Annotated in this window: 23 protein-coding genes and 3 rRNA genes; 3 read left to right on the top strand and 23 right to left on the bottom strand. The window is 33.0% G+C overall.

Annotated features, from left to right (window positions below):
- Nucleotides 1-108 precede the first annotated feature (108 nt).
- The 13 genes from dnaB to yedF form a co-directional block, all read right to left on the bottom strand.
- Nucleotides 109-1,437 carry a replicative DNA helicase gene (dnaB, locus tag ACZ41D_RS01530; RefSeq protein ID WP_464153102.1) on the bottom strand — a complete coding sequence of 443 codons (1,329 nt, stop codon included), beginning with the start codon at nt 1,435-1,437 and terminating at the stop codon, nt 109-111.
- A 51-nt stretch (nt 1,438-1,488) separates the two neighbouring features.
- A complete protein-coding gene (gene rplI, locus ACZ41D_RS01525) occupies nt 1,489-1,938 on the bottom strand; it encodes a 50S ribosomal protein L9 (RefSeq protein ID WP_464152168.1) in 450 nt (149 codons plus the stop codon).
- Nucleotides 1,935-3,944, bottom strand: a complete 2,010-nt coding sequence (locus ACZ41D_RS01520) for a DHH family phosphoesterase (RefSeq protein WP_464152167.1) — start codon at nt 3,942-3,944, stop codon at nt 1,935-1,937. The genes rplI and ACZ41D_RS01520 overlap by 4 nt, the downstream gene beginning before the upstream one ends.
- A 24-nt stretch (nt 3,945-3,968) precedes the next feature.
- Nucleotides 3,969-4,916, bottom strand: coding sequence for a YybS family protein (locus tag ACZ41D_RS01515; protein ID WP_464152166.1), 948 nt, complete (start codon nt 4,914-4,916; stop codon nt 3,969-3,971).
- Nucleotides 4,917-4,930: 14 nt separating this feature from the next.
- A complete protein-coding gene (locus ACZ41D_RS01510; protein ID WP_464152165.1) occupies nt 4,931-5,254 on the bottom strand; it encodes a MazG-like family protein in 324 nt (107 codons plus the stop codon).
- Nucleotides 5,255-5,519: 265 nt separating this feature from the next.
- Nucleotides 5,520-5,747: a 30S ribosomal protein S18 gene (rpsR, locus tag ACZ41D_RS01505; protein WP_464152164.1), complete on the bottom strand. Its 228-nt coding sequence runs from the start codon at nt 5,745-5,747 to the stop codon at nt 5,520-5,522.
- A 15-nt stretch (nt 5,748-5,762) separates the two neighbouring features.
- Nucleotides 5,763-6,203, bottom strand: a complete 441-nt coding sequence (locus tag ACZ41D_RS01500) for a single-stranded DNA-binding protein (protein ID WP_464152163.1) — start codon at nt 6,201-6,203, stop codon at nt 5,763-5,765.
- Nucleotides 6,204-6,223: 20 nt separating this feature from the next.
- Nucleotides 6,224-6,508 (bottom strand): 30S ribosomal protein S6, encoded by a 285-nt coding sequence (gene rpsF, locus ACZ41D_RS01495; protein ID WP_464152162.1) that lies wholly within the window; start codon nt 6,506-6,508, stop codon nt 6,224-6,226.
- Nucleotides 6,509-6,639: 131 nt separating this feature from the next.
- Nucleotides 6,640-7,821, bottom strand: coding sequence for an aminotransferase-like domain-containing protein (locus ACZ41D_RS01490; RefSeq protein ID WP_464152161.1), 1,182 nt, complete (start codon nt 7,819-7,821; stop codon nt 6,640-6,642).
- Between the two features lie 169 nt (nt 7,822-7,990).
- Nucleotides 7,991-8,200 carry a DUF951 domain-containing protein gene (locus tag ACZ41D_RS01485; RefSeq protein ID WP_464152160.1) on the bottom strand — a complete coding sequence of 70 codons (210 nt, stop codon included), beginning with the start codon at nt 8,198-8,200 and terminating at the stop codon, nt 7,991-7,993.
- A complete protein-coding gene (locus ACZ41D_RS01480; RefSeq protein ID WP_464152159.1) occupies nt 8,184-9,053 on the bottom strand; it encodes a mechanosensitive ion channel family protein in 870 nt (289 codons plus the stop codon). The genes ACZ41D_RS01485 and ACZ41D_RS01480 overlap by 17 nt, the downstream gene beginning before the upstream one ends.
- An 18-nt stretch (nt 9,054-9,071) precedes the next feature.
- Nucleotides 9,072-9,338: a putative Se/S carrier protein gene (locus ACZ41D_RS01475; RefSeq protein WP_464152158.1), complete on the bottom strand. Its 267-nt coding sequence runs from the start codon at nt 9,336-9,338 to the stop codon at nt 9,072-9,074.
- 316 nt (nt 9,339-9,654) lie between these two features.
- The gene (yedF, locus tag ACZ41D_RS01470; RefSeq protein ID WP_464152157.1) at nt 9,655-10,263 is read right to left on the bottom strand and encodes a sulfurtransferase-like selenium metabolism protein YedF; all 609 of its coding nucleotides are present in this window, start codon (nt 10,261-10,263) and stop codon (nt 9,655-9,657) included.
- A 385-nt stretch (nt 10,264-10,648) separates the two neighbouring features.
- Here yedF and ACZ41D_RS01465 point away from each other — a divergent pair, with 385 nt between their 5' ends.
- The 3 genes from ACZ41D_RS01465 to ACZ41D_RS01455 are packed head-to-tail and all read left to right on the top strand — an operon-like array spanning nt 10,649 to nt 11,827.
- The gene (locus ACZ41D_RS01465) at nt 10,649-11,041 is read left to right on the top strand and encodes a hypothetical protein (protein ID WP_464152156.1); all 393 of its coding nucleotides are present in this window, start codon (nt 10,649-10,651) and stop codon (nt 11,039-11,041) included.
- 16 nt (nt 11,042-11,057) lie between these two features.
- On the top strand, nt 11,058-11,423 hold the full coding sequence (locus tag ACZ41D_RS01460; protein ID WP_464152155.1) for a DUF2089 family protein: 366 nt from the start codon (nt 11,058-11,060) through the stop codon (nt 11,421-11,423).
- Nucleotides 11,424-11,449: 26 nt separating this feature from the next.
- Complete coding sequence (locus ACZ41D_RS01455; RefSeq protein ID WP_464152154.1) at nt 11,450-11,827, top strand: SHOCT-like domain-containing protein; 378 nt, start codon at nt 11,450-11,452, stop codon at nt 11,825-11,827.
- Nucleotides 11,828-11,857: 30 nt separating this feature from the next.
- Here ACZ41D_RS01455 and ACZ41D_RS01450 read toward each other — a convergent pair whose 3' ends face one another.
- From ACZ41D_RS01450 to argF, 10 genes are all read right to left on the bottom strand, one after another.
- Nucleotides 11,858-12,550 carry a CvpA family protein gene (locus ACZ41D_RS01450; protein WP_464152153.1) on the bottom strand — a complete coding sequence of 231 codons (693 nt, stop codon included), beginning with the start codon at nt 12,548-12,550 and terminating at the stop codon, nt 11,858-11,860.
- Entirely contained in the window at nt 12,540-13,646 is a 1,107-nt protein-coding gene (locus ACZ41D_RS01445) for a DUF5711 family protein (protein WP_464152152.1), read from the bottom strand. Before ACZ41D_RS01445 ends, ACZ41D_RS01450 begins: the two co-directional genes overlap by 11 nt.
- An 84-nt stretch (nt 13,647-13,730) precedes the next feature.
- Nucleotides 13,731-14,783, bottom strand: a complete 1,053-nt coding sequence (locus tag ACZ41D_RS01440) for a YkvI family membrane protein (protein WP_464152151.1) — start codon at nt 14,781-14,783, stop codon at nt 13,731-13,733.
- Nucleotides 14,784-14,854: 71 nt separating this feature from the next.
- Nucleotides 14,855-14,971, bottom strand: a 5S ribosomal RNA gene (rrf, locus tag ACZ41D_RS01435).
- Between the two features lie 43 nt (nt 14,972-15,014).
- Nucleotides 15,015-17,955: ribosomal RNA gene (locus ACZ41D_RS01430) — 23S ribosomal RNA — on the bottom strand.
- A gap of 173 nt (nt 17,956-18,128) precedes the next feature.
- A 16S ribosomal RNA gene (locus ACZ41D_RS01425) occupies nt 18,129-19,659 on the bottom strand.
- The 16S, 23S and 5S rRNA genes sit together here, the layout of an rRNA operon.
- Before the next feature lie 360 nt (nt 19,660-20,019).
- Nucleotides 20,020-20,976 carry a carbamate kinase gene (gene arcC / locus ACZ41D_RS01420; RefSeq protein ID WP_464152150.1) on the bottom strand — a complete coding sequence of 319 codons (957 nt, stop codon included), beginning with the start codon at nt 20,974-20,976 and terminating at the stop codon, nt 20,020-20,022.
- Nucleotides 20,977-21,002: 26 nt separating this feature from the next.
- Complete coding sequence (locus ACZ41D_RS01415) at nt 21,003-22,358, bottom strand: APC family permease (protein WP_464152149.1); 1,356 nt, start codon at nt 22,356-22,358, stop codon at nt 21,003-21,005.
- Nucleotides 22,359-22,456: 98 nt separating this feature from the next.
- Nucleotides 22,457-23,560, bottom strand: a complete 1,104-nt coding sequence (gene aguA, locus ACZ41D_RS01410) for an agmatine deiminase (RefSeq protein ID WP_464152148.1) — start codon at nt 23,558-23,560, stop codon at nt 22,457-22,459.
- Nucleotides 23,561-23,584: 24 nt separating this feature from the next.
- The gene (gene argF / locus ACZ41D_RS01405; protein WP_464152147.1) at nt 23,585-24,631 is read right to left on the bottom strand and encodes an ornithine carbamoyltransferase; all 1,047 of its coding nucleotides are present in this window, start codon (nt 24,629-24,631) and stop codon (nt 23,585-23,587) included.
- Nucleotides 24,632-24,737: the final 106 nt, after the last annotated feature.

Genomic DNA, 24,737 nt, shown 5'->3' with positions numbered 1-24,737 from the left:
TATAATTGATGTATTTGATTCCCGTATTCTTATTTTAAACTTAAAACTTATTTCTTATATATTTAATTACCCATTTTAAATAATTTAAACATATTTCCTGTTAATTAACTACCTATTTTTTTCAAGGTTTAAGAATTTTGTAAATTGTCCCATCCAAACTAGCTCTACCGTTCCTGTAGGACCGTTTCTGTGTTTTGCAATTATTACTTCTCCAATATTTTTCTTCTCAGTATCTGGGTTGTAATATTCGTCTCTATATAAAAACATTACTATATCAGCATCTTGCTCTATAGCACCTGATTCTCTCAAATCAGAAAGTATAGGTCTATGATCAGACCTGAGTTCAGGAGCACGTGAAAGTTGAGATAATGCAATTACAGGACAATTTACTTCCTTTGCTAAACCCTTTAATCCTCGAGATATAGATGATATCTCTTGTTGTCTGCTTTCTGCTTTAGAATCTCCTTGCATCAGTTGTAAATAATCTACGACTATTAAATCTAATCCCTGTTCTATTTTTAGTTTTCTACATTTAGCCTTCATCTCCATGACAGTAATACCAGGTGTATCATCAATATATATATTAGTTTTTGACAATGGTCCCATAGCTCTAATAATCTTAGGCCAATCATTTTCATCAAGTTTCCCATTTATTATTTTTTGAAGTTCTACATGAGATTCGGCACTAAGCATACGTTGGACTAGCTGTTCTTTTGACATTTCTAAACTAAAAACAGCTACTTTTGCATTAGCTTTTATAGCACTATTTAATGCAATATTCATACCTAGAGCAGTCTTTCCCATAGAAGGTCGTGCTGCTATGAGTATCAAATCAGAAGGCTGTAATCCTGAAATTTTATTATCTATGTCAATAAAACCTGTAGTTATACCTCTTATATCAGATTCTTTTTCTGAAAGCTCTTCTATTTTCTTAAAGCTTTCCAATAATACTTCTTTTATTGGTGAAAATCCTTCCCTACCTCGCCTTTGAGTTATATCAAATATTTTTTTCTCAGCTAAATCAATTATACTATTTATATCTTCATTAGCGTCATATCCCTTGGACATTATCTCGTCAGAAACTTTAATCAACTTTCTTAAAATTGATTTTTCTTCAACTATTTCACAATAATATCTTATATTTGCAGTAGTCGAAACACCTTCAGATAAATCAGCTAAATATATTATGCCCCCAACTGCTTCTAATGTACCTCTTTTCTTTAATTCTTCTGAAAGAGTAATAAGGTCTACTGGCTCATTTCTATTGTATATATCTAAAATTGCAAGATATATTTCCTTATGAGCTTCTTTATAAAAATCTTCAGGTTTTAATATTTCAATAGCAGTAACAATAGCCTCTTTGTCCAAAATCATAGAACCTAAGACTGACTGTTCTGCTTCAAGACTATGGGGTGGTATCCTCCCCAATGGCTGCATTTCTGTAGCTATAATCTCCACCTCCAAACGTAGTAATAGATATCTATGCTACTACCCCTCTACTACCTTAACTTTTAATTTTGCAACTACATCTGGATAAATCTTAACCTTTGCTATAGTTGTACCCAATGATTTAATATTTCCGCCGTCTAGTTCTATCTTTCTCTTATCAATCTTAATATTGTGTTGCTTTTTTAATGAATTGGATATATCATTAGTAGTAATTGATCCAAATAATTTCCCATTTTCCCCAGCTTTGCCTTGTATCTCAACTGTTAGCTTTGATATTTTTTCAGCAAGTTCTCTTGCTTTTTTTAATTCTTCTTCTGCTTTTCTCTGTTTAGCAGTTTTCTGCTCATTTAAAACTTTTAGATTACCTTGTGTAGCTTCTTTTGCAAGTCCTTTTGGAATTAAGAAATTCCTAGCATATCCATCCTTTGCATTTACAACTTCTCCTTTTTTCCCTAATCCTTTAACATCACTTATTAAAATTACTTTCACTTATAATCATCCTCCTTCAAGTATTCTATAATAGATTCTTCCAACATTTTTTCAGCTTCGTCTATATTAGGAACATCTATTTGAGCACCTGCAATTGTTAGATGCCCTCCTCCTCCTAATTTTTCCAATATAATCTGTACGCTTATGTCTCCTAAAGACCTACCACTTATATGCACTTTCCCTTCATTAATAACTAACACAAAAGAAGCAATTATTCCACTTATATTGAGTAAATCATCTGCTGCCTCTGCTGCAATCAGCACTGAATCCTCTGTTTCCTTTTCTAGTCGAGAAATCGCAATTTTATTTTCTATTATCTTTGCATTTTTTACTACATCTGCTTTTAAAATAAATGTTTGTAGGTCATCTTGGAAAAATTGCCTTACATTAGTAGTATCAGCTCCTGCTCTCCTTAACAATGAAGCAGCCTCAAAAGTCCTCACACCAGTTTTATAAGTAAAATTTTTAGTATCAACGCTAATTCCTGCTAACAATACTTCAGCCTCAAATTTCTCAATTTCCATTTTATCTTTAGTATAATACAATATCTCAGTTACAAGTTCACAAGTAGAAGAAGCATAAGGTTCCAAATATGTTAATACAGGGTCACTAATAAATTCTGCTCCTCTTCTATGATGATCTATCAAAACCACTTTATCAATTAAATCTAATAACTCAGGTGCTTCAGTATAACTAGGCCTATGAGTATCCACTACTACACATAAAGAGTCTTTAGTAGCAATGTTTTTTGCTTCTTCCCTACTAATAATATAATCTAAATACTCTGGATGGTCATTTCTCATCCTATTGTATATATTTTTAATTGAAGGATTAATACTATTTAAAACAATAAATCCATTTTTATCTCTATTTTTTACTGCCCTTAATATACCTATAGAAGCACCAAAGCTATCCATATCTCCTATTTTATGTCCCATAATAAATACATTTTCAGATTGGTCAATAAGCTGTCTCAAAGCATGAGATATTACTCTAGCCTTAACCTTAGTTCTCTTCTCTACAGCCTTACTTTTCCCACCATAAAAACTCAGCTTGTCTATTTTTTTCACTATTGCTTGGTCTCCACCTCGTCCCAGAGCTATATCCATAGCTGCCCTTGCAAATTCATATTGCTGTGCAGGGTTTTTCCCATTAACACCTACACCTATACTCAATGTAATAGGTATTTTATTCCCCATGTTAATTTCTCTTATATCGTCTAGTATATCAAACTTTCTGTTTTCTAAAATTTTAAGATATCTATTTTCAAAAACTATTATATATTTATCGTTTTCATACTTTCTAATAAACCCATTAATTTTTGAAACAAAGCTATTCAATCTTTTATCTATCTCAGCAAAAACAGCAGGCCTGTTTACTTCATCTGTTTCATTTCTTACCTCTGAATAATTGTCTATCTGTATTAACCCAACATTTATTTTTTCTTCATTGTATTTATTTTTCAATACAGAAAATATTGTATTATCTATCCAATAGAGAATAATAATATATTCTTTTTGTATTTCTTTAGTTTTAGAGGTATCTATTATATTATACAGAACTTTATAGTTCTTATCTCCTAAATCTATTTCAATTGAAGTATTTTCTTTCTTTGACATAAAAATTGACAAATCAAAATTAGGAATCAATTCCTTAATGTTTTTATTTAAAATATCCTCTTTATCTATTATTTCTAAAAATTTGGTATTATACCAACTTATTTTGCCGTCCGTTCCTATCATAACAAGTGGAATTGGCATGTTAAATATAGCATGTTTAGTAGCTGTATCAAATTCTTTAGTTAATCCTTCTATATATTTAGCCCATTCAACCTTCTTTAGATGAATATTTTTCCAATGATAATATATAAGGTAAACTAATAGCAATACCCCGATACCAGCAATTCTTGGTTCATAAATAGCAATAATAGCAACAAGTATTCCAATTATCCAAAGATATATCTTTGTGTCAATTATTAAATATTTAAAATTTTTTTTATTTCCCATATCTAGCCTCCTAATAACTTAGGCTTATTTTGATTTTTTTAGCTTTCTAAAATCAAATATTACATCTAATAATCCAACAATAGATATAATAACACTTAATGGAAAGCTAATAACAATGAAAAGTATAAGTACTGCTTTTAGAAACTTGTTTATATTAGATTTATTCATAAGATAAACTATCAAAGATAAACCTTCTATAAAAAATATAAATGAAATAAATGTTGTTATATTTAAAAATATAGCTTCATAATAAAATATTTTAAGATATTTAATCAAACTTGCCCCTAAAAACAATATTAATGTACCTAAAATGATATTACCAGGAAGCCTAAGTTTACTAAAATTTGGTATGTTTGTTGTTTTATATCCTATCCTTTTTAATACTACAGTAGATATCCAATAGTTTAAATAACTAAGCAAAAAAGCAGATACCATTAAAATAGTAGGTATTATGATTATCATGTACTCTACAGTAGTTTGAAGTATATCTTTAATTTTAGCCATTTCATAATCAGACAAACCCATATCTTTAATAATATTTAACTGGTTATTTAATGTTAATGTAAATGATGTGTCTAATTGACTTGAAAAATCTACTCCTGTTATATATGAAATAATATATAATGTTAAAATGATAAAAATTAATACAATACCTGATGAAATAATCAATATATCTGTTGGACTAAATCTTTTTCTAATCATATAAGCTAATGTAATAGCAAGGGACCCCATAATAATAAATATTAAAAATCCTGTTGTTATATCAACTAATATTCCAACTAACAGCGATGAAGCAAATAATGCTAAAACATTAAACTTTATACCATGTCTAACTCCTAGTACAATAAAAGGAATAGGATAAAATATAATAATAAAAGGAATTAAGTAAATTCCTAAGAGTGCAAACATCGTCATAAGCATAGTAATAACTGCAGTTTCAGTTATTCTGTTAGTATTATTTCTTAAATTCAATAGCGTTCACTCTCCTATATTCTATCTTTATTAAAATGATCTAATAGTTCACTTAAGTCACCATACCATTTTTCAATCTTATGATTTTCAATTAATCCTAGTTTAGCTTTACTTTCAATTTTTAAATCTATACTTTGGAATGTTAATCCTAATCTTTTCCCTAATAAATATGATACTAATATTATGTTAGCTATTACATCTAAAATAGCTTCTTGACTATTTTGAACTCCTTTTACAAGTAATTGAAACAGAGAAGCTACCGCAGTAAGTAATTCGCTTTTAAGCCATTCAATAATTTTAATATTTTTAGTTATATCTATATTTTTTTGGCTCCCCATATATTTCCCTCCAATATGAATACCTATAACTACATTATATCAAATATTAAAATATAAAATAATTATTTATAAAGATTATTGGCAAAATTTATAGAAGACTATCCTATTAAATTTTATATAGCATAGTATATTATGTCAAATTAAATTATAAATAAAAAAAATAGATTAAAAAATATTCCCTTTAAAGGGAATATTTTAATTTTTAAAGCAAGGAAATTTTCTCCCTTATATATAATTAAAGAGAGGGTACTCAGACCCTCTCTTACTAGTCTGCTGTATATGGCAATAATGCAACTTGTCTAGCTCTCTTTATTGCTCTTGTAAGCTGCCTTTGATGCCTTGCACAGTTACCAGTTATACGCCTTGGAAGTATTTTACCTCTTTCAGTTATATATTTTTTAAGTCTATTTATATCTTTATAATCAATGTATTCAACTTTATCTACACAAAAATTACAAACTTTTTTCTTCGACTTATATCCTCTCTGAACCAACCTTTATCCCTCCTTTTAGAATGGAATATCATCTTCATCTACAGGTTGAAATCCATCTACATCCATAAAATCATTTTTATCAAAACTATTTCCATCATCTTGTGATGGTGAATTATTTCCCCATTCTAAGAATTGAACTCTATTTGCTACGACTTCAGTAATATATCTCTTACTTCCATCTTTGACATCATAAGACCTGCTTTGTATTCTACCTTGAATAGCGACGAGTCTACCCTTTGCTAAATAATTAGCACATGTCTCAGCTTGTTTCCCCCAAACAACAATATTAATAAAATCTGCAGTCGGTTGTCCTTTGCTTTCAAACTCTTGTTTTTTTTCTCTACTTAGGTCTTTATCAACAGCAATAGTAAATCTAGATACTGCCATACCATTAACAGGAAGGAATCTAAGTTCTGGGTCCCTTGTCAACCTTCCAATCAAAACAACGCTATTCAAAAAAACACCACCTTTTGGCTTTACTCTTCTTCTCTAATAATCATATGTCTTATTATAGAATCAGTAATTTTTGAAACTCTATCTAGTTCATTTACTACTTCTGAATCACCTGTAAAGTTAACAATAACATAATATCCTTCTTTAAAGTCTTTAATTTCATATGCTAATTTTCTATTTCCCCATTCATCGATATTCTCTATGGAACCTTTTTTCTCTATTATACCTTTTAACCTGTCAAATACAGCATTTCTAACATCATCTTCCATATTAGGCATAAAAATAAAAACAGCTTCATATTTTCTCATTTTTTTCACCTCCTTCTGGACTAACGGCCCTATTAAATAGAGCAAGGATTTATACAATAGTAGATTATATCATTCAATACGTCATATTTCAAGTAATATACTCAAAACATTTATAAATTTTATGCTTCCTATTACATCATATCCTTTATAGCTTCTGCAAGTCTTTTAACGCCAATAACTATCCTTTCTTCATCCATATTAGAATAATTTAGTCTCATTGTATTCTCATTCCCACCGTTTGGGAAAAAGGAACCTCCAGGTACAAATGCAACCTTCTTTTCTAATGCTTTTAATGCTAACTCTCTAGCATTTATATGTTTTGGCAATACAACCCAAGTAAATAACCCTCCTTCAGGATGAGTAAATTCTATCCCATCTGGTAATTCTTCTTCCATTGTTTTTAACATTAAATCTCTTCTTTTTTTATAAACTTTTTTAATTTTTTCTATATGCTCATCTAAATCGTATTTCTCCAAAAACTTAGCAACTTGCATTTGAGCAATTGTACTAGTTTGTAAATCCGCACCTTGTTTAACCATTATATACTTATGTAAAACATCCTTGTGCGCACAAACCCAACCTATTCTTAACCCAGGGCAAAAAGTTTTAGAAAACGTACCCAAAAAAATAACATTCCCTTTAGTATCAAAATGTTTAATTGAAGGAGGTATTTCACCTTCAAACCTCAATTCTCCATAAGGATTATCTTCAATTATAGGTATGTTGTATTTATTAGCTAGTTCAACTAATCCTCTTCTTCTTTCTACTGACCATGTTCTACCTGATGGATTTTGAAAGTCCGGAATAGTATAAATTATCTTCACATTTTTAGTATTAGTTAATATTTTTTCCAACTCTTCTAATAACATACCATCGTTATCAGTAGGAACTTCAACAAACTTAGGTTCGTAAGCTTTAAATGCATTTATAGCTCCCAAATAACTAGGACTTTCGCATAACACTACATCTCCTGGATTTAAAAATATCTTTGCTGAAAAATCTAATCCCTGTTGTGAACCACTAATTATCAAAATATTTTCATAAGTAGTTTCTATTCCTAGTTTATTTAATCTTTGAGCTATTTGTTCTCTAAGCGGTTTATATCCTTCAGTAGGACCATATTGTAACGCCCTTACACCTTGTTCATCTAAAACCTCTTTAGTTATTTCTTTCATTTCTTCTACAGGAAACAATTCAGGAGCTGGCAATCCACCTGCAAAAGAAATTATTTCAGGTTTTTGAGTAAGCTTTAATAATTCACGAATTTCTGAGGCTTTAACATTTTGCATTCGATTAGCATAATTTAAACTCACAAATAAGCACCCCCATAAATTATGTTATTATTAATTATAACACTAAATTAGAAAATCGCGCTATTATAATAATTATTTAATAAATAAGTAAAACGTTTTCTCATTAACAGTCTAACACTTTTTTATCATTTTGTCTAATTTAAATTGTTAATTAATTTTTATTAATACTTTAATTTCCATCTTTTTCGCTAGTTGCAGTACTTATAACTTTCTTTACCTTTCTTTCAAATTCCCTTCTAGGAATCCAAACTAACCTGCCACATCCTAAACATTTTATTTTAAAATCTATACCAACTCTCATAATCTGCCACTTATTTTCACCACAAGGGTGTTGCTTTTTAAGTTTTACTACATCACCAACATTATACTTTACAACCATAATTTTCCTCTCCTTTTATGATTACTCTCCTAGGATATGGTATTTCGATTCCTTCTCTATCAAAAGCCTCCTTAATCTTTTTTCGTAATTCTCTTTCAACTGCCCATTGTTCCATCGGTTTAGTTTTTGCAATTACAGATAAGACAACATCTGATTCGCCTAGATTGCTAACACCTAAAACTGTAGGGCCCTCTACAATATTACTATTATTTTTTGCAATTTCTTTAGAAATATTATTTAAAACAGATATCGCTTTATCGATATCTTCTTCATAAGCAATTCCAACATCTACCCAAGCACGCATAGCTCCTCTTGTTCTATTAGTCACTGTTTGAATATTACCATTAGGTATAATATGCAAAGCTCCTGAAAAATCTCTTATTTTAGTAACTCTTATTCCCATCGCTTCAACTATACCTTCAAACTCTCCAACTTTTATATAGTCCCCTACAGAAAACTGGTCTTCAAAAAGTATGAAAAAACCTGTTATTATATCTTTAACAAGATTTTGAGCTCCAAATCCTATTGCTAATCCTCCAATCCCTGCTGTAGCCAATATAGAAGTAGTTTTAATTCCAAACTCTTCAAGTATCGGTATAAAACCAATAAAATATATCACATATTTAGCTACACTTTTTAATATAACTGCTAGCGTATTAGACTTTCTTTCTTCTATTTTGTACTTAAAATTTTTCTGTTTTTCAAAAAACTTATCGATTACTAAATATGATACCTTAATTGCTATTTTTACCAATATTAATATAATTATTATTTTACTTATTTTGCCTAAGACAGTAAGTTGACCACTACCATCAGCAAACCATGTTTTAGCATAACTAAATACTTCTTGCAAAAGACCACCACCACTAAACTAGTAAATTTTTTGAGCAGTTTTTTTATTTCCTTCTTTATAAACTTTATATATCCCTTTTATAGAAAGTTTGCTATCCTCCATAATAGATTTTACCGTATCTAACAAACTTAAGTCAAATTTAATTGATAACCCACAGCTAGAAGTAATTTCCCTAGGAGTTGGAATAGTCTTAAAATCTAAACCTTTCTCCTTTAATAACCTTTCTCCTTTAACAGCATGATTTGTTGATTCAAATGTAACTACATAATATATTTCTTTTTTCATCACATAAAATCCTTTCAATTTTTATTTTAGAAAATTATATAGTAAGAAAGTTTATTTTTCAAGACAAAATAATTAAAATTTTAAAATTAAACCTTTACATACAAATAAATTTTAAACTCAAAATTAGCCTGTGAAAAATAAACTTTTCCCTCTTTAGTATTTAAGCACCATTAGGATAAGCCTTTAAAATGGTGCTTAAATAAATTGCGACAAAGTTTATTTAATTAACAATATAATTAAAACATTAAACTTATTTCTCTATTGTAAACATACTTTAAAATTAAAAAACCTAATGTTTTATCTTGTAATATTTCACCTATATCGTAATCGTATTAGAAGCTTCTTTCAACTTTTCTACTATAGAATACATATTTGATATTTCTCCTACCAACAATTTATCTTTAAGACCATAATAGTCAAGACATGTTCCACACGAAATTATCTCTACACCTTCTTCTTGAAGCTTTTTCAAATCATCAATTACTTCAGAACCTTCTACTGTAAGTTTAACTCCTCCATTATAAAATATAATTGTTTCTGGATATGGTGTTGATTCTGTAAGAGTGTAAATAAAACTCTTTATTAATATTTTTCCTAATTCATCAGACCCTTTCCCCATTTTGTCATTTGAAATCACTATAGTTGCTCTTCCTGTATTATTTTCATTTTCTATTTTTACTTTAGTATCTAATTTTGTATCTAAAACCTCACCTTTTGTTATTGTAACATGAAACTCCTTATCAGAAACTTTTTCAGCTGTATATTGATAATTTAATTTTTTAGCAAGTTTTGATACATTAATTTTAGCCGCTTCATTGTCAACAATAGTAGTAATGGTGCCCTCTTTTAATTCATCTAAAGCTTTTTTAGTCATGATAACAGGTTTAGGACATGCAAGTCCTCTAGCATCTATCTTTTTATTCATAGCTAATCCTCCTTAAACATTATTTTTTTTCGTATCTTCATTATACTTTTTATACTTTGGTATTTATATGATTATAGATAATATCTATATAAAGTACAACAAATATTTATTGTATCTATAATTATTTATTCCATAGATAACTAATATGGATTTTTTAAACAAGAGATATAAATAAATCATAAAATTAAATATTAAATGTAAAAAATTTAAATACTTGAATTTTAAAATTAATATTATTAATTGTTTTATTAAATATTTTAATTTTTTATTGACTTTTTTAATTATAAATCATATTATATAAATAAAGATTATATTATTTAAAATTTCTCTTAGCATAATATATATAAATAAGCTGTAAACAATATCTTTTTGGGGGTATATTTTTATGGATACAAAACTCATCTTGGATAAACTTGACAAAGGAGAAATAAGTGTTAAAGAAGCTTGTAAAAAAATAAAAGAAGACAGTAATGTAATCCAACCGAGTGTAAAATCCTCAAAGTTAAAAATTATAATAATAAATAAAAAAGAGGGTAAAAATATAAAAATTCCTGCTATTCCTTTTTGGATGATAAGTGGATTAGGAAACTTAGGTTTAAAAATTAGCTCTTTTGTAGCTAAATATAGTGATGATGACGATATTGTTAACTCATTTAAAATTTTAGATAATATTAATTTAAAAGAAATATTTGATGTGCTCCGTTATCAAGATCCTAGTGATATAATACACATTATAAATGATGATGATAAAAGTGAAATAAAAATATCAACACTGTAGAAAGGGATGAAAATCTGTGAAGAAAAAAGTTATTGGTAAATGCCCTGTTTGTAATCACGAATTAGATGTAACGAGGCTTCATTGTAGTTATTGTGATACTACTATTGAAGGTAAGTTTGACCTTTGTAAATTTTGTAAATTAAATGATGAACAAAAATATTTTGTAGAAATTTTCATTAAAAATAGAGGCAATATTAAAGAAATAGAAAAAGAATTAGGTATATCTTACCCAACTGTAAGAAATAAACTAGAAAATGTAATAGAAGCATTAGGTTATAATGCTAAATACACATCGGCGGTAAATAAAAAAGAAATTTTAGCTAAACTAAATTCAGGAGAAATATCATCTGAAGAGGCTATTAAACTTCTTAAGCAAGAGTAAATAATAATTTTAAGGGGGTAAACTAAATGTCAAATAATTTTAGTGAAGAAAAAATGCAAATATTGAAAATGGTTGAAAATGGGAAAATCACTTCTGAAGAAGGTATCGAACTATTAAATGCTTTAGAAGAGAAAAAACCTGAAACAAATATAAAATCTACTAAATCTTTGAAAGTAAGAATATATGACTCAGAAGATAAAACCAAAGTTAATGTAAATATACCTCTGTCACTGGTAGATATCGGAATTAAACTTGCTTCAGCCTATTCACCTGAACTTAAAGATTCTGGCATTGAAAAGTTTGATTTAAAACAAATAGTTGAAGAAATAAAAAACGGAGCAGAAGGTAAAATTGTAGATATAGAAAATGACGATGGAGAAAAAATTGAAGTTATAGTAGAATAATAAGTCTTATCGCATATGCGATAAGACTTATTATTTAAATAAATTTCCATCTTTTAATAGTTTTAATATAATATTATTATTATAAAAATATACTCCCAAAGTCGAATTAAACGTGCTCTTAGCAATAAATCCATCTGGTGATAATAATATTATTGGAGTTGCCAATAAAAAAATAAAATAAATCCATAATAGCCCCTTCAATACTCCAAAAACAAATCCTCCTAACCTATTAAGTTGTTTTAATACTGGAAGCTCAGCAATGTATTGAATTAATCCTCCAATAGCCATAATTATAATTCTAGCTGCAAAAAATATAATAACTATAGATATTAAGTTTAAAATGACATTTGCTAACTTATCTGCTAAAATACTCTGATCTAAAATAGACATTTGCCCTGTATTAGAATACATATCCTGTCCTGAAAAAATTCTATTTTTAATTACATCTGGAGCCTTAGCTATAATAAACAAATCAAGTCTTTTCAAAACAAAATCTCTAATTTTTTCAAATATAGAAGTATGGTCGATTATATATTTTGATAAATCTAAGTAATATAATTTTGCAATATATGCTGACAATATAAAACCAAGTAAATTAAATATGGATAGTATAAATCCCCTAGTTAATCCTTTTAATGCATTAACAATCAATATTATTATAATAATTATATCTATCCAGTTCATTATGTCACCTTCTTCATATTTTGTTTCTTTAACTATCACTTAACCTCATAATACCTATGCCTGTTGTTGTAAATATTATTAATTTTTTATTAGATAAAGTTACTTCATTAATTTCAACATCTGAGTGATAATTTAAAAACTCATTGTTATTATGGAACCCTAAAATACTTTTTTCTCCAACAATGTATACATTACTTTCACTATCTAAACGTATTTTATCATAACTTTCATCAAGGGTTATTTTTAGTTTAGTCCTCCCATAAAAATCGATTGTTTCCAAATATTCATCTCCGTCTTGATACAAAACATATATATTATTTGAATGATTATCTACATATACATATTTCAACAAATCTCCTATATTCCTCTTCCATATTAACTGATTCTTGTAATTATAAAATAGCAATTTTTTGTCTGTTGTAATTAGCATCCCATCTTTATCTATAAAATCAATGCTATTAATAAATTGATCTTCAAATATCCTGTCCCAAATTAAGGAACCATCAGAAGAATATAATTTTATCTTATTGTTCATATTACTTAAATCCATTGTACTTATTGCAAAATACTTTTTATTACTTGAGTTTTTATATAACAATATTACTTCATTTTCTACAGTAATATTAACTAATAATTTTCCTTTGTTATCTAGTATCATTGCTTGATTTACTTTTTCACTAGGCACTGTAAAAATAACAACTCTATCATCATCTCCATCTATATATTCAATTGGTTGCTTACAATCAAATTCCCACAACTTTTCGTTTTCAATTCCTATCGCATAGACTATACCTTCATATTTATCACCTATAATAATATCATTTCCTAAATATACTAATGAATTTTCTGCTAAAATATTTCGTTGCCATACAATATTACCATTTGCATCATAACAATTTAATTTTTCTCCTTGTTTGACAACTATATAATCATTATACACTTTATATAAATCATCGTCTTGTAAGTTAATATTAATATTACCTTCACTTATAAGTGTCATATTCTTATTACTAAATGTACTTTTTAATTTATTGATGAATGCTGTATTAGAAAGCAAAGTAACCATTACAATAAATAATATGACTAATACTGCCAACATCCTTTTTTTAGTTTTTGCCTTACTCTTTTTATTCAAGCTTCTCACCTCTAATATAATAATTCTTTAGCTTTTGTGAAATTCCTTCAAATGTTTATATAATTATGTAATTTTCTTACTTATTTAGCTATAATTCCTTTTATAAAAATAATAACTCAAAAAAATTGTAATCATCATAAAAAGTCCTAAATACCCCATAAATGGATATATAACAGTTACCATTTTTAAAAATCCCATTTTAGATAAAGGAATAGCTATAATACATAATACTAATATAGATTTAATCTGGTTAATATTTAATAATACTTTTAGTCTTCTTATAAATCCAAATCCATTTGCTATAGCTGTAGTAAACATCGCAAACCAAATAATAATACTATAAACAATTTTTATCTTATAACCTAAAATTTCAGTTATCTTTAACATAGGTATTTCAATACCGTTTATATCAGTATAATAAATTAATATAGGTATTAGAATAAAAATAGCGAGAAAACCTAACCCAATTCCTCCAAAAATACCCCCCTTTATAGCATTATCTCTATAATTAACCATATAAGACAATGAACTCAAAACTACTATTGCAGAAATACTATTATAACTAAAATATAATATAGCAGAAGTAATCCAATTTCCTGTTTGTGTTACTTCTGCACCATATATATTACTAAATTGAAAATTACTTTTTATCATAACCATAAGCCCAATAAATATTATTCCAAATATCAAAATAGGAACAAGAAGTATATTTATAAAAGATAAACCTTTTATATCAAATATAAAAGTCAATAACGATAAAAATAGCATCACATACACACCAATTACATATGGAATATTAAATTGTTCTTTATATACGGCACCACTTCCTGCAACCATTATACAGAATCCTGATAATAAAAAAAGTGTCACAACTACTTCAATTCCTTTGCCAATTTTAGATCCAAAAATCATATAAATTAATTCTCTATAATCTTTTATACCTTTATTATAAACACTCATTAAAACAATTGAGCCTGTAAAACTAAATAACAATGTAGTAACTAATATACCAAATATACCTTTATAACCATATACTCCAAAAAATTGTAATATCTCCTGCCCTGAAGCAAACCCTGCTCCTATTACAGTTCCTATATATATACTTGAAATTTTAAACCAATTACTTTTTCGGGACATAAAAAAACCTCCCTGTTCATATGTTAATTAATTCTATGAGCAGAAAGGTAAGTTTATAACAAAAAATAAAAAACCGGCAACGACCTACTCTCCCAGGACGTCTCCGTCCAAGTACCATCAGCGCTGAGAGGCTTAACTTCTGTGTTCGGTATGGGAACAGGTGTGACCCTCTCGCTATCGTCACCGGATATTTTTAAGGCTTGCGCCTTCAAAACTGCACAGTGAATTTTCCTGGTCAAGTCCTCGACCTATTAGTATCACTAAGCTAAAGATATCACTATCCTTACACCTGTGACCTATCAACCAGGTAGTCTACCTGGGGTCTTACTCTTTAAAAAGATGGGAAATCTTATCTTGAGGGTGGCTTCGCGCTTAGATGCCTTCAGCGCTTATCCTTTCCAGACTTAGCTACTCAGCCATGCTCCTGGCGGAACAACTGATACACCAGTGGTCTGTCCATCCCGGTCCTCTCGTACTAGGGACAGTTCCTCTCAAATTTCCTACGCCCACGACGGATAGGGACCGAACTGTCTCACGACGTTCTGAACCCAGCTCGCGTGCCTCTTTAATGGGCGAACAGCCCAACCCTTGGGACCTACTCCAGCCCCAGGATGAGACGAGCCGACATCGAGGTGCCAAACCTCCCCGTCGATGTGGACTCTTGGGGGAGATAAGCCTGTTATCCCCGGGGTAGCTTTTATCCGTTGAGCGATGGCCCTTCCACTCGGTGCCACCGGATCACTAAGTCCAACTTTCGTTCCTGCTCGAGATGTATCTCTCGCAGTCAAGCTCCCTTCTGCCTTTACACTCTACGCACGATTTCCGACCGTGCTGAGGGAACCTTTGAGCGCCTCCGTTACTCTTTAGGAGGCGACCGCCCCAGTCAAACTGCCCAACTGACAGTGTCCCAAGACCGGTTTCACGGTCTCTGGTTAGAATTTCGGCATCATAAGAGTGGTATCCCAAGGTCGACTCCACCGAAGCTGGCGCCCCGGCTTCTAAGTCTCCCACCTATCCTGTACATACGATACCAAAATCCAATGTCAGCCTGCAGTAAAGCTCCACGGGGTCTTTCCGTCCTGTCGCGGGTAACTCGCATCTTCACGAGTACTACAATTTCACCGGATCCCTTGTTGAGACAGTGCCCAAATCGTTACACCTTTCGTGCGGGTCGGAACTTACCCGACAAGGAATTTCGCTACCTTAGGACCGTTATAGTTACGGCCGCCGTTTACTGGGGCTTAAGTTCACACCTTCGCTTTCGCTAAGCGTTCCCCTTAACCTTCCAGCACCGGGCAGGTGTCAGCCCCTATACATCGTCTTTCGACTTAGCAGAGACCTATGTTTTTGGTAAACAGTCGCTTGGGCCTCTTCACTGCGGCTAAATAAGGCTTCATACAGCTAGTGTATTAACCTCTTTTAGCACCCCTTATCCCGAAGTTACGGGGTCATTTTGCCGAGTTCCTTAACAAGGGTTCTTCCGCTCATCTTAGGATTCTCTCCTCGCCTACCTGTGTCGGTTTGCGGTACGGGTACCTGCTCGCTCGATAGAGGCTTTTCTCGACAGTGTGGAATCAGTTAGTTCGCTACTTATTTTTCGCTCCCCATCACCTCTTAGGATTACTTCTACGGATTTGCCTATAGAAGCTCCCTACTGGCTTAGACACACTCAACCAACGGTGTGCATAACCTATCCTCCTGTGTCACCCCATTTCTCAAACGCTTACAGGTAGTACAGGAATCTCAACCTGTTGTCCATCGCCTACGCCATTCGGCCTCGGCTTAGGTCCCGACTAACCCTGAGAGGACGAGCCTTCCTCAGGAAACCTTAGGCTTTCGATGGGTAGGATTCTCACCTACCTTTCGCTACTCATGCCAGCATTCTCTCTTCTGTATAGTCCACCATTCCTTACGGTATAGCTTCAGTCCATACAGAATGCTCCTCTACCGATACATACGTATCCCACAGCTTCGGTGACAGGTTTGAGCCCCGGAAATTTTCGGCGCAAGACCACTCGACCAGTGAGCTATTACGCACTCTTTAAATGAATGGCTGCTTCTAAGCCAACATCCTGGTTGTCTGTGTAGTCTTACATCCTTTTCCACTTAACCTGTACTTAGGGACCTTAGCTGGTGATCTGGGCTGTTTCCCTTTTGACTACGAAACTTATCTCACGTAGTCTGACTCCCAAGAAACATGACTGTGGCATTCGGAGTTTGATAGGTTTTGGTAGCGTATGAACGCCCCTAGACCATTCAGTGCTCTACCTCCACGTCACTATTACTTGAGGCTAGCCCTAAAGCTATTTCGAGGAGAACCAGCTATATCCGGGTTCGATTGGAATTTCACCGCTACCCACAGGTCATCCGATAGCTTTTAAACGCTAAACGGTTCGAGCCTCCACGAAATTTTACTTCCGCTTCACTCTGCCCATGGGTAGGTCACCCGGTTTCGGGTCTACGACATGCAACTAAAACGCCCTATTAAGACTCGGTTTCCCTACGGCTCCATTGCATAGCAACTTAACCTTGCTGCATATCGTAACTCGCTGGCCCGTTCTACAAAAAGTACGCGGTCGTACATAAAAAGTACTTCCACTGCTTGTAAACATAGGGTTTCAGGTTCTATTTCACTCCCCTCCCGGGGTTCTTTTCACCTTTCCCTCACGGTACTACTTCGCTATCGGTCACCAGGTAGTATTTAGCCTTGGGGGGTGGTCCCCCCAGCTTCCCACAGGGTTTCACGTGTCCCGTGGTACTCTGGAATACAGCTAGAAATCATATCGTTTAACTTACAGGACTTTCACCTTCTATGGTGGTACTTTCCAGAACTCTTCAGCTACGATAATCCTTCTTTTATGCTGCATCCACAACCCCAGTAAAGGAAACCTCTACTGGTTTGGGCTCTTCCCCGTTCGCTCGCCGCTACTTAGGGAATCGATTTTTCTTTCTCTTCCTCGGGGTACTTAGATGTTTCAGTTCCCCCGGTGTCCCCTCAACTACCTATGTATTCAGTAGTTGATACCTAGAGTTTGCTCTAGGTGGGTTTCCCCATTCGGAAATCCCCGGATCAAAGCCTACTTGCGGCTACCCGAGGCATATCGGTGCTTATCCCGTCCTTCATCGGCTCCTGGTGCCAAGGCATCCACCCTATGCTCTTAATAACTTGACCAGAAATTGTAGTACTTAGTTACTCTTAGTAGTTACCAGCAATTAAATTGCTAGTATCTATCCATGTATCTAGTACTTACTATATTCACTGTGCAATTTTCAAGGTGCAATATATATTAAAAACAAAACAGTACAGAACCCTAAAATAGTCTAAATTAAAGTGTTACTCCTTAGAAAGGAGGTGATCCAGCCGCACCTTCCGATACGGCTACCTTGTTACGACTTCACCCCAGTCATCGGTCCTACCTTCGACAGCTGCCCCCAAAAGGTTAGCTCACTGGCTTCGGGTATTACCAACTCCCATGGTGTGACGGGCGGTGTGTACAAGGCCCGGGAACGCATTCACCGCGACATGCTGATTCGCGATTACTAGCAACTCCGACTTCATGTGGGCGAGTTGCAGCCCACAATCCGAACTGGGACCGGCTTATTGGGATTCGCTCACTCTTACGAGCTCGCAGCCCGTTGTACCGGCCATTGTAGCACGTGTGTAGCCCAGGACATAAAGGGCATGATGATTTGACGTCATCCCCACCTTCCTCCGGTTTGTCACCGGCAGTCTCTCTAGAGTGCCCAGCATTACCTGATGGCAACTAAAGACAAGGGTTGCGCTCGTTGCGGGACTTAACCCAACATCTCACGACACGAGCTGACGACAACCATGCACCACCTGTCACCTCAGTCCCCGAAGGGAAAGTCCTATCTCTAGGACGGTCCGAGGGATGTCAAGCCCTGGTAAGGTTCTTCGCGTTGCGTCGAATTAAACCACATGCTCCGCTGCTTGTGCGGGCCCCCGTCAATTCCTTTGAGTTTCAGTCTTGCGACCGTACTCCCCAGGCGGAGTGCTTATTGTGTTAACTGCGGCACTGAAGGATGTCTCCCCCAACACCTAGCACTCATCGTTTACGGCGTGGACTACCAGGGTATCTAATCCTGTTCGCTCCCCACGCTTTCGTGCCTCAGCGTCAGTTACAGTCCAGAGAGTCGCCTTCGCCACTGGTATTCTTCCTAATATCTACGCATTTCACCGCTACACTAGGAATTCCACTCTCCTCTCCTGCACTCAAGTTATGCAGTTTCAAATGCTTACCTCGGTTAAGCCGAGGGCTTTCACATCTGACTTACATGACCGCCTACGCACCCTTTACGCCCAGTAATTCCGGACAACGCTCGCCCCCTACGTATTACCGCGGCTGCTGGCACGTAGTTAGCCGGGGCTTCCTCCTAAGGTACCGTCATTATCTTCCCTTAGGACAGAGCTTTACGACCCGAAGGCCTTCATCGCTCACGCGGCGTCGCTGCATCAGGGTTTCCCCCATTGTGCAATATTCCCCACTGCTGCCTCCCGTAGGAGTCTGGACCGTGTCTCAGTTCCAGTGTGGCCGTTCACCCTCTCAGGCCGGCTACCCATCGTCGCCTTGGTGAGCCGTTACCTCACCAACTAGCTAATGGGACGCGGGACCATCCTATACCGCTAACACTTTGACTCACATACCATGCGGTATTAGAGTTTCATGGGGTATTAATCCCGGTTTCCCGAGGCTATCCCCCAGTATAGGGCAGGTTTCCCACGCGTTACTCACCCGTCCGCCACTAAGCTTTAACTATTCCATCCGAAGACTTCCTAATTAAAGCTTCGTTCGACTTGCATGTGTTAGGCACGCCGCCAGCGTTTGTCCTGAGCCAGGATCAAACTCTCGCATTAAAAAATTTTATCTAATAGCCTAAGCTTTTACTCTTCAGAATTAACAGGTTCTGTACTGTTTAGTTTTCAAAGAACTATTTAGTCGCCGTTAAACTCACTAATGACGACTCTTAATACTATAGCAGATTAATTTAGTTCTGTCAACACCATTTTTAGATTTTTTTATTATTTTTATTATTTAATTATTTTATAATTTAATACAACTTATAATTTAATAAAACATCCAAATAATTGAGGAAATTGTATAATAAAATAATTTATGAAATTCTGCAAGTTTAAATTTTTGTATGTAATTTTCTCAATAAACAAAAAGATGGGAATCTTTAACCCACTTAAAAAATTCCCATCATTATTATAATATTAGCTATGAATTATTGTACCACTCTTGCCTTCCATGATAAGTTCTGCTTTTTCTAATGAAGCAATAACTGCTTTTCTTCCTTTACCACCTTTTACAAATTCAATCGCTGCTTTTACTTTTGGAAGCATACTACCAGGAGCAAAATGTCCTTCCTGACAATATTTTTCTGCTTCCTCTATGCTTATGCTTTCCAAGTCTTTTTGGTCTGGTTTACCCCAGTTAATAGAAACTCTATCTACTGCAGTTAAAATAAAAAGATAGTCTGCATTAACAGTATCTGCAAGCTTAGCAGAAGCAAAATCTTTATCGATTACTACTGGTATACCTTCATACCCTCCATCATCTTTCTTTACAACTGGTACACCACCACCGCCACAAGCAATAACTACAAATTCGTTATTAAGCATATTCATTATACATTCTTTTTCTACTATCTCTTTTGGCAATGGTGAAGGTACGACTCTTCTATAACCTCTTCCAGCATCCTCTTTAAGAACCAACCCCTCATTTTCTGCCATTAATTTTTCTGCTTCTTCCTTTGTGTAAAAGCCTCCTATTGGTTTTTTAGGATTATTAAATGCTTTATCATTACTATCAACCTCTACTTGCGTTACTATAGTAGCTACATTCCAAGGCATATTTTGATTGTTTAACTCTTTTTTTATAGCATTTTGAAGGTGGTAACCAATATAGCCTTGGCTCATTGCTGTACATTCTGGAAGTTCTACTGGAACAATTTTTTCATTGATTTTAGAAGCTTCTTCAAAAGCTAAATTAATCATACCAACCTGTGGTCCATTTCCATGACTTACAACAATCTCATTACCTTGCCCTATTAAATTAACAAGAGTTTTAGCAGCTATTGCAACTTTTTCTTGCTGCTCCTTAGGAGTATTTCCTAAAGCATTTCCTCCTAATGCTATTACAATTCTATTTGATGTGTTTTTATTTTGCATATACTTTCCTCCATTATTTACAATAATTATTTAAGGCTCTTTTTGTAAAGTGATACTCCAAATATAGTCGTTATTAAAGTACCAATTATCAACGTAAGATGATATAATGGATCCCATCCTTCTCCAGTAAAGAATAACAATATTACCCCACCAGCTATAAATAAGAATCCTAATATACTTGAAAAATATAATCCAAATTTACCCATAGGTATTTTATAAGGTCTTGGAGTATTAATATCTGTATTCCTCAATTTTACCACTGTAGGAAATAACCACAAATATGGTAAAAAGAACACTAAAAAGCTAAAAGATAAAATAGTCCAAAAAGCATCATTTGCACTCCCACTTAATGCAAAATTCATAACAATTAATACTGTCGATATTACTCCCATTAATACATATGAATAATCAGGAGTATTGTACTTTTTATTTCTATGCCCGAGGAGTTTTGTATTCTTAGTAAATTCTGCTTCGTCAAGAACCTCAACTCCGCCTAACGTCCAAGAAATCATGTTTGAAACCAAAGTGAATAAAGCTATTAAAATAATACCTTTAAACATAACATTTTGTAGTCCTCCAAATACACTACATAATTCTTGTAATGCATAAAAGAAACCATCAAGGGGATCAATAGACTCTGCTGGAATTGCAGCTAATACCCCAAAAGTACCAATAACATAAAGAGCTGCAATTAAAATTCCTGCTAAAACAGTCATCTTAGGAATATTTTTACCAGGATTATCAATTTCTGAAGCAATAGAACTTATAAGCTCAAAACCCAAAAGGTTATATACAATAGCAGAACTATATGAAATTGTGTCAAAATTAAAGGTTAATGCAAAACTAGATAAAGAAAAATCGTTAGCAAGACCATTTTTTATACCGTATACAACTCCTAATAATCCAAAAATAAGCAATACAGCAACCTTTAATATAGCAGCAATATTAGTAACAGTTATACTTAAATCTACTCCTCTAATCCCTATATAAACTATTACCCAACACATTACAATAGCTAATAATGCTAATGCCCATATACTTATATCTGGAGCAAAGGCCATAGAAAACCACGTACTGAAAGCTATAAATACTGCTGGCATCCAAAATGCAACGTTTACCCAATAATACCAGGCTACAAGACTAGCTTGAAAATCTCCATATGCTCTTTTAACCCAAGCATATATTCCTCCATCTTCAGGATATGCTGCCCCTAATTCTGCGTTTATAAGTCCGTATGGAATAAAAAATAACAATGCAGTAAGTAGCCAAATAGTTATAGAAGACGCACCCATGGCAGCTGGAGCAACAAAAGTATCAAGCACAACTATACCACAAACAGTAAAAGAAACCATTTTAAATAAACTTACTTTCTTTTCAGCCATCTTTTCCTCTCCTTCATATTATAAAAGATTAAAGTATTTATTTTAGTCATAATTGAAACAACTCTTTAAAGAGTTGTTTCAATTATTTATTTAATAAATTATTTGCCTAATGGTTGCTGTTGAGTAATACAGTGAATATTTCCTCCACCTAAAATTATTTCTCTAGCATATATACCAACCACATCTCTATCAGGAAATACCTTTTGTAGAGTTTCTATTGCTTCATTATCATGAACTTCATCTCCAAATAATGGAACAATAACGGCACCATTAGCAATATAAAAATTAGCGTATGAAGCTGCTTGTCTATCTCCTTCCATTCTTGGAAGTGTACCATCTACAGCATCGACACCTTCACTTTCCTCTTTAGTGATTAATACCTCATTAGGTATATGCAATTTGTGAATTTCAAGTTTTCTTCCTTTAGCATCAGTTTCATTGGATAAATAATCATAAGCTGCCTTTGAAAGAGGATATTGGGGATCATTTTCATCATCTGTCCAAGCAAGAACTAATACTCCAGGTGCACAATAATGAACAATATTATCAACATGTTGATTTGTTTCATCTAAATAAATACCATTAGGTAACCATAAAACCTTATCTACCCCTAAATATTCCTTTAAAGTATTTTCAATTTCCTCTTTTGTCATTTGAGGATTTCTACTTTCATGCAATAAACATTCTTCAGTAACAATAGCAGTCCCATCTCCGTCTGTATGAATAGCCCCACCTTCAAGAATAAAATTTTCTAAAGAGTAGTAATCTATATTTTCAATTTCACATACTTTTCTAGCAACTTGGTCGTCTTTATCCCATGGAAAATACAATCCGTCTACCAAACCTCCCCATGCATTAAAACGCCAATCAACACCTCTGACATCTCCTTTATCATTTACAACAAAAGTAGGTCCTATATCCCTCATCCAAGAATCATCATTTGACATTTCCACTACACGAATTTTACTGCTTAGCATTTGTCTTGCATTTTCATATTGATTTTGAGATACACACATAGTAACATCTTCATATTTAGCAATAGCTTCTGCTACTTCAACAAATGCTTTTTGAGCAGGTTTTGCTCCTAATCTCCAATTATCAGTCCTTTCAGGCCAAACCATCCAGCACCCTTTATGAGGTTCAAATTCACCAGGCATCCTATATCCGTCTTTTTTAGGTGTTCCTTCTAATTTTCTAGCCATTTCGCTGCCTCCTAATATTTTGACTTATATTCTTTTCAATAAATTATTAATTCTGTCTTCATGATACTTTATTGTTTCTTCACTAGGCTTTTTATCAAATTTATGTGTAAAATACACTAAAATTGCCATTTGTGCTGTTAATCTATTTTCAGCTTGGTCAAAAGCTACACTTCTATCACTTTCTAATGCTTCACGAGTAACTTCTTCCTTATCATTTGCAGGTAAACAATGCATTAAAATAGCACCTGGAGCAGCTTTGTCTAATAACTCTTTAGTAATCACATAGTCTGGCATGAAAGCTGCTAATCTTTCTTCCTTTTCGTCTAACTGAGTAGTCCAATAAAAGCTATCCCCATATATTACATCACATTCTGAAACCTTTGAAACATCATCTGTTATCTCATAAGAAGCACCAGTTTCAGCACAGTTTTTGTCAGCAAGTTTCAACCATTCTTCCTGCATTTGATACTTTTTGGGTCCTATTTGTTTAAAATTCATACCGTACTTGGTACATGTCAACAATAATGAACGGCACACATCTGTAGCATCACCCATAAAAGCTACTGTTAAATCAGATAATTCTTTGCCTTCTGGTAAATGTTCTTTCATTGTAAAAATATCAGCTAACATTTGAGTTGGATGATATACAGTATCTAATCCATTAATAACTGGTACAGTTGACATTTTAGTTAATGCTTTAGTAGTTTCTCCACTGTTAGTACGAGCCATTATAATATCACACATTCTTGATAATACACGTGCAGTATCATCAATTGATTCCTTTGCTCCTAAGTGAATATCCCTAGGTGATAAAAATAATGCATGCCCACCTAATAATGTTGCAGCTGTTTCAAAAGATACTCTAGTACGTGTTGAACCAGCTTCAAAGATCATTGCTACTGATTTATTCTTAAATAATTGTGGAATAGCATTATCTTTTCTTGCTTCCTTTAAATATTTCATTAGTTCTAGCATGTCATCCATTTCTTTTCTCGTAAAATCATTCATAGTAACCATATGTTTCATGTTTTCTTTGTTTAGATTAGTCGCACTTGATGATGGTAGTTTCATTAAAAATCTCCTCCTATTATCTTTTAAAATATTGTTTATTATGTCTTATAATCATACGTTTAATCATACGTTTTTAAAAAATTATATAATTATTACTAATTTAAAT

Source organism: Brassicibacter thermophilus (genome assembly GCF_055378355.1).
This window is presented reverse-complemented; position numbering and strand designations above follow the sequence as displayed.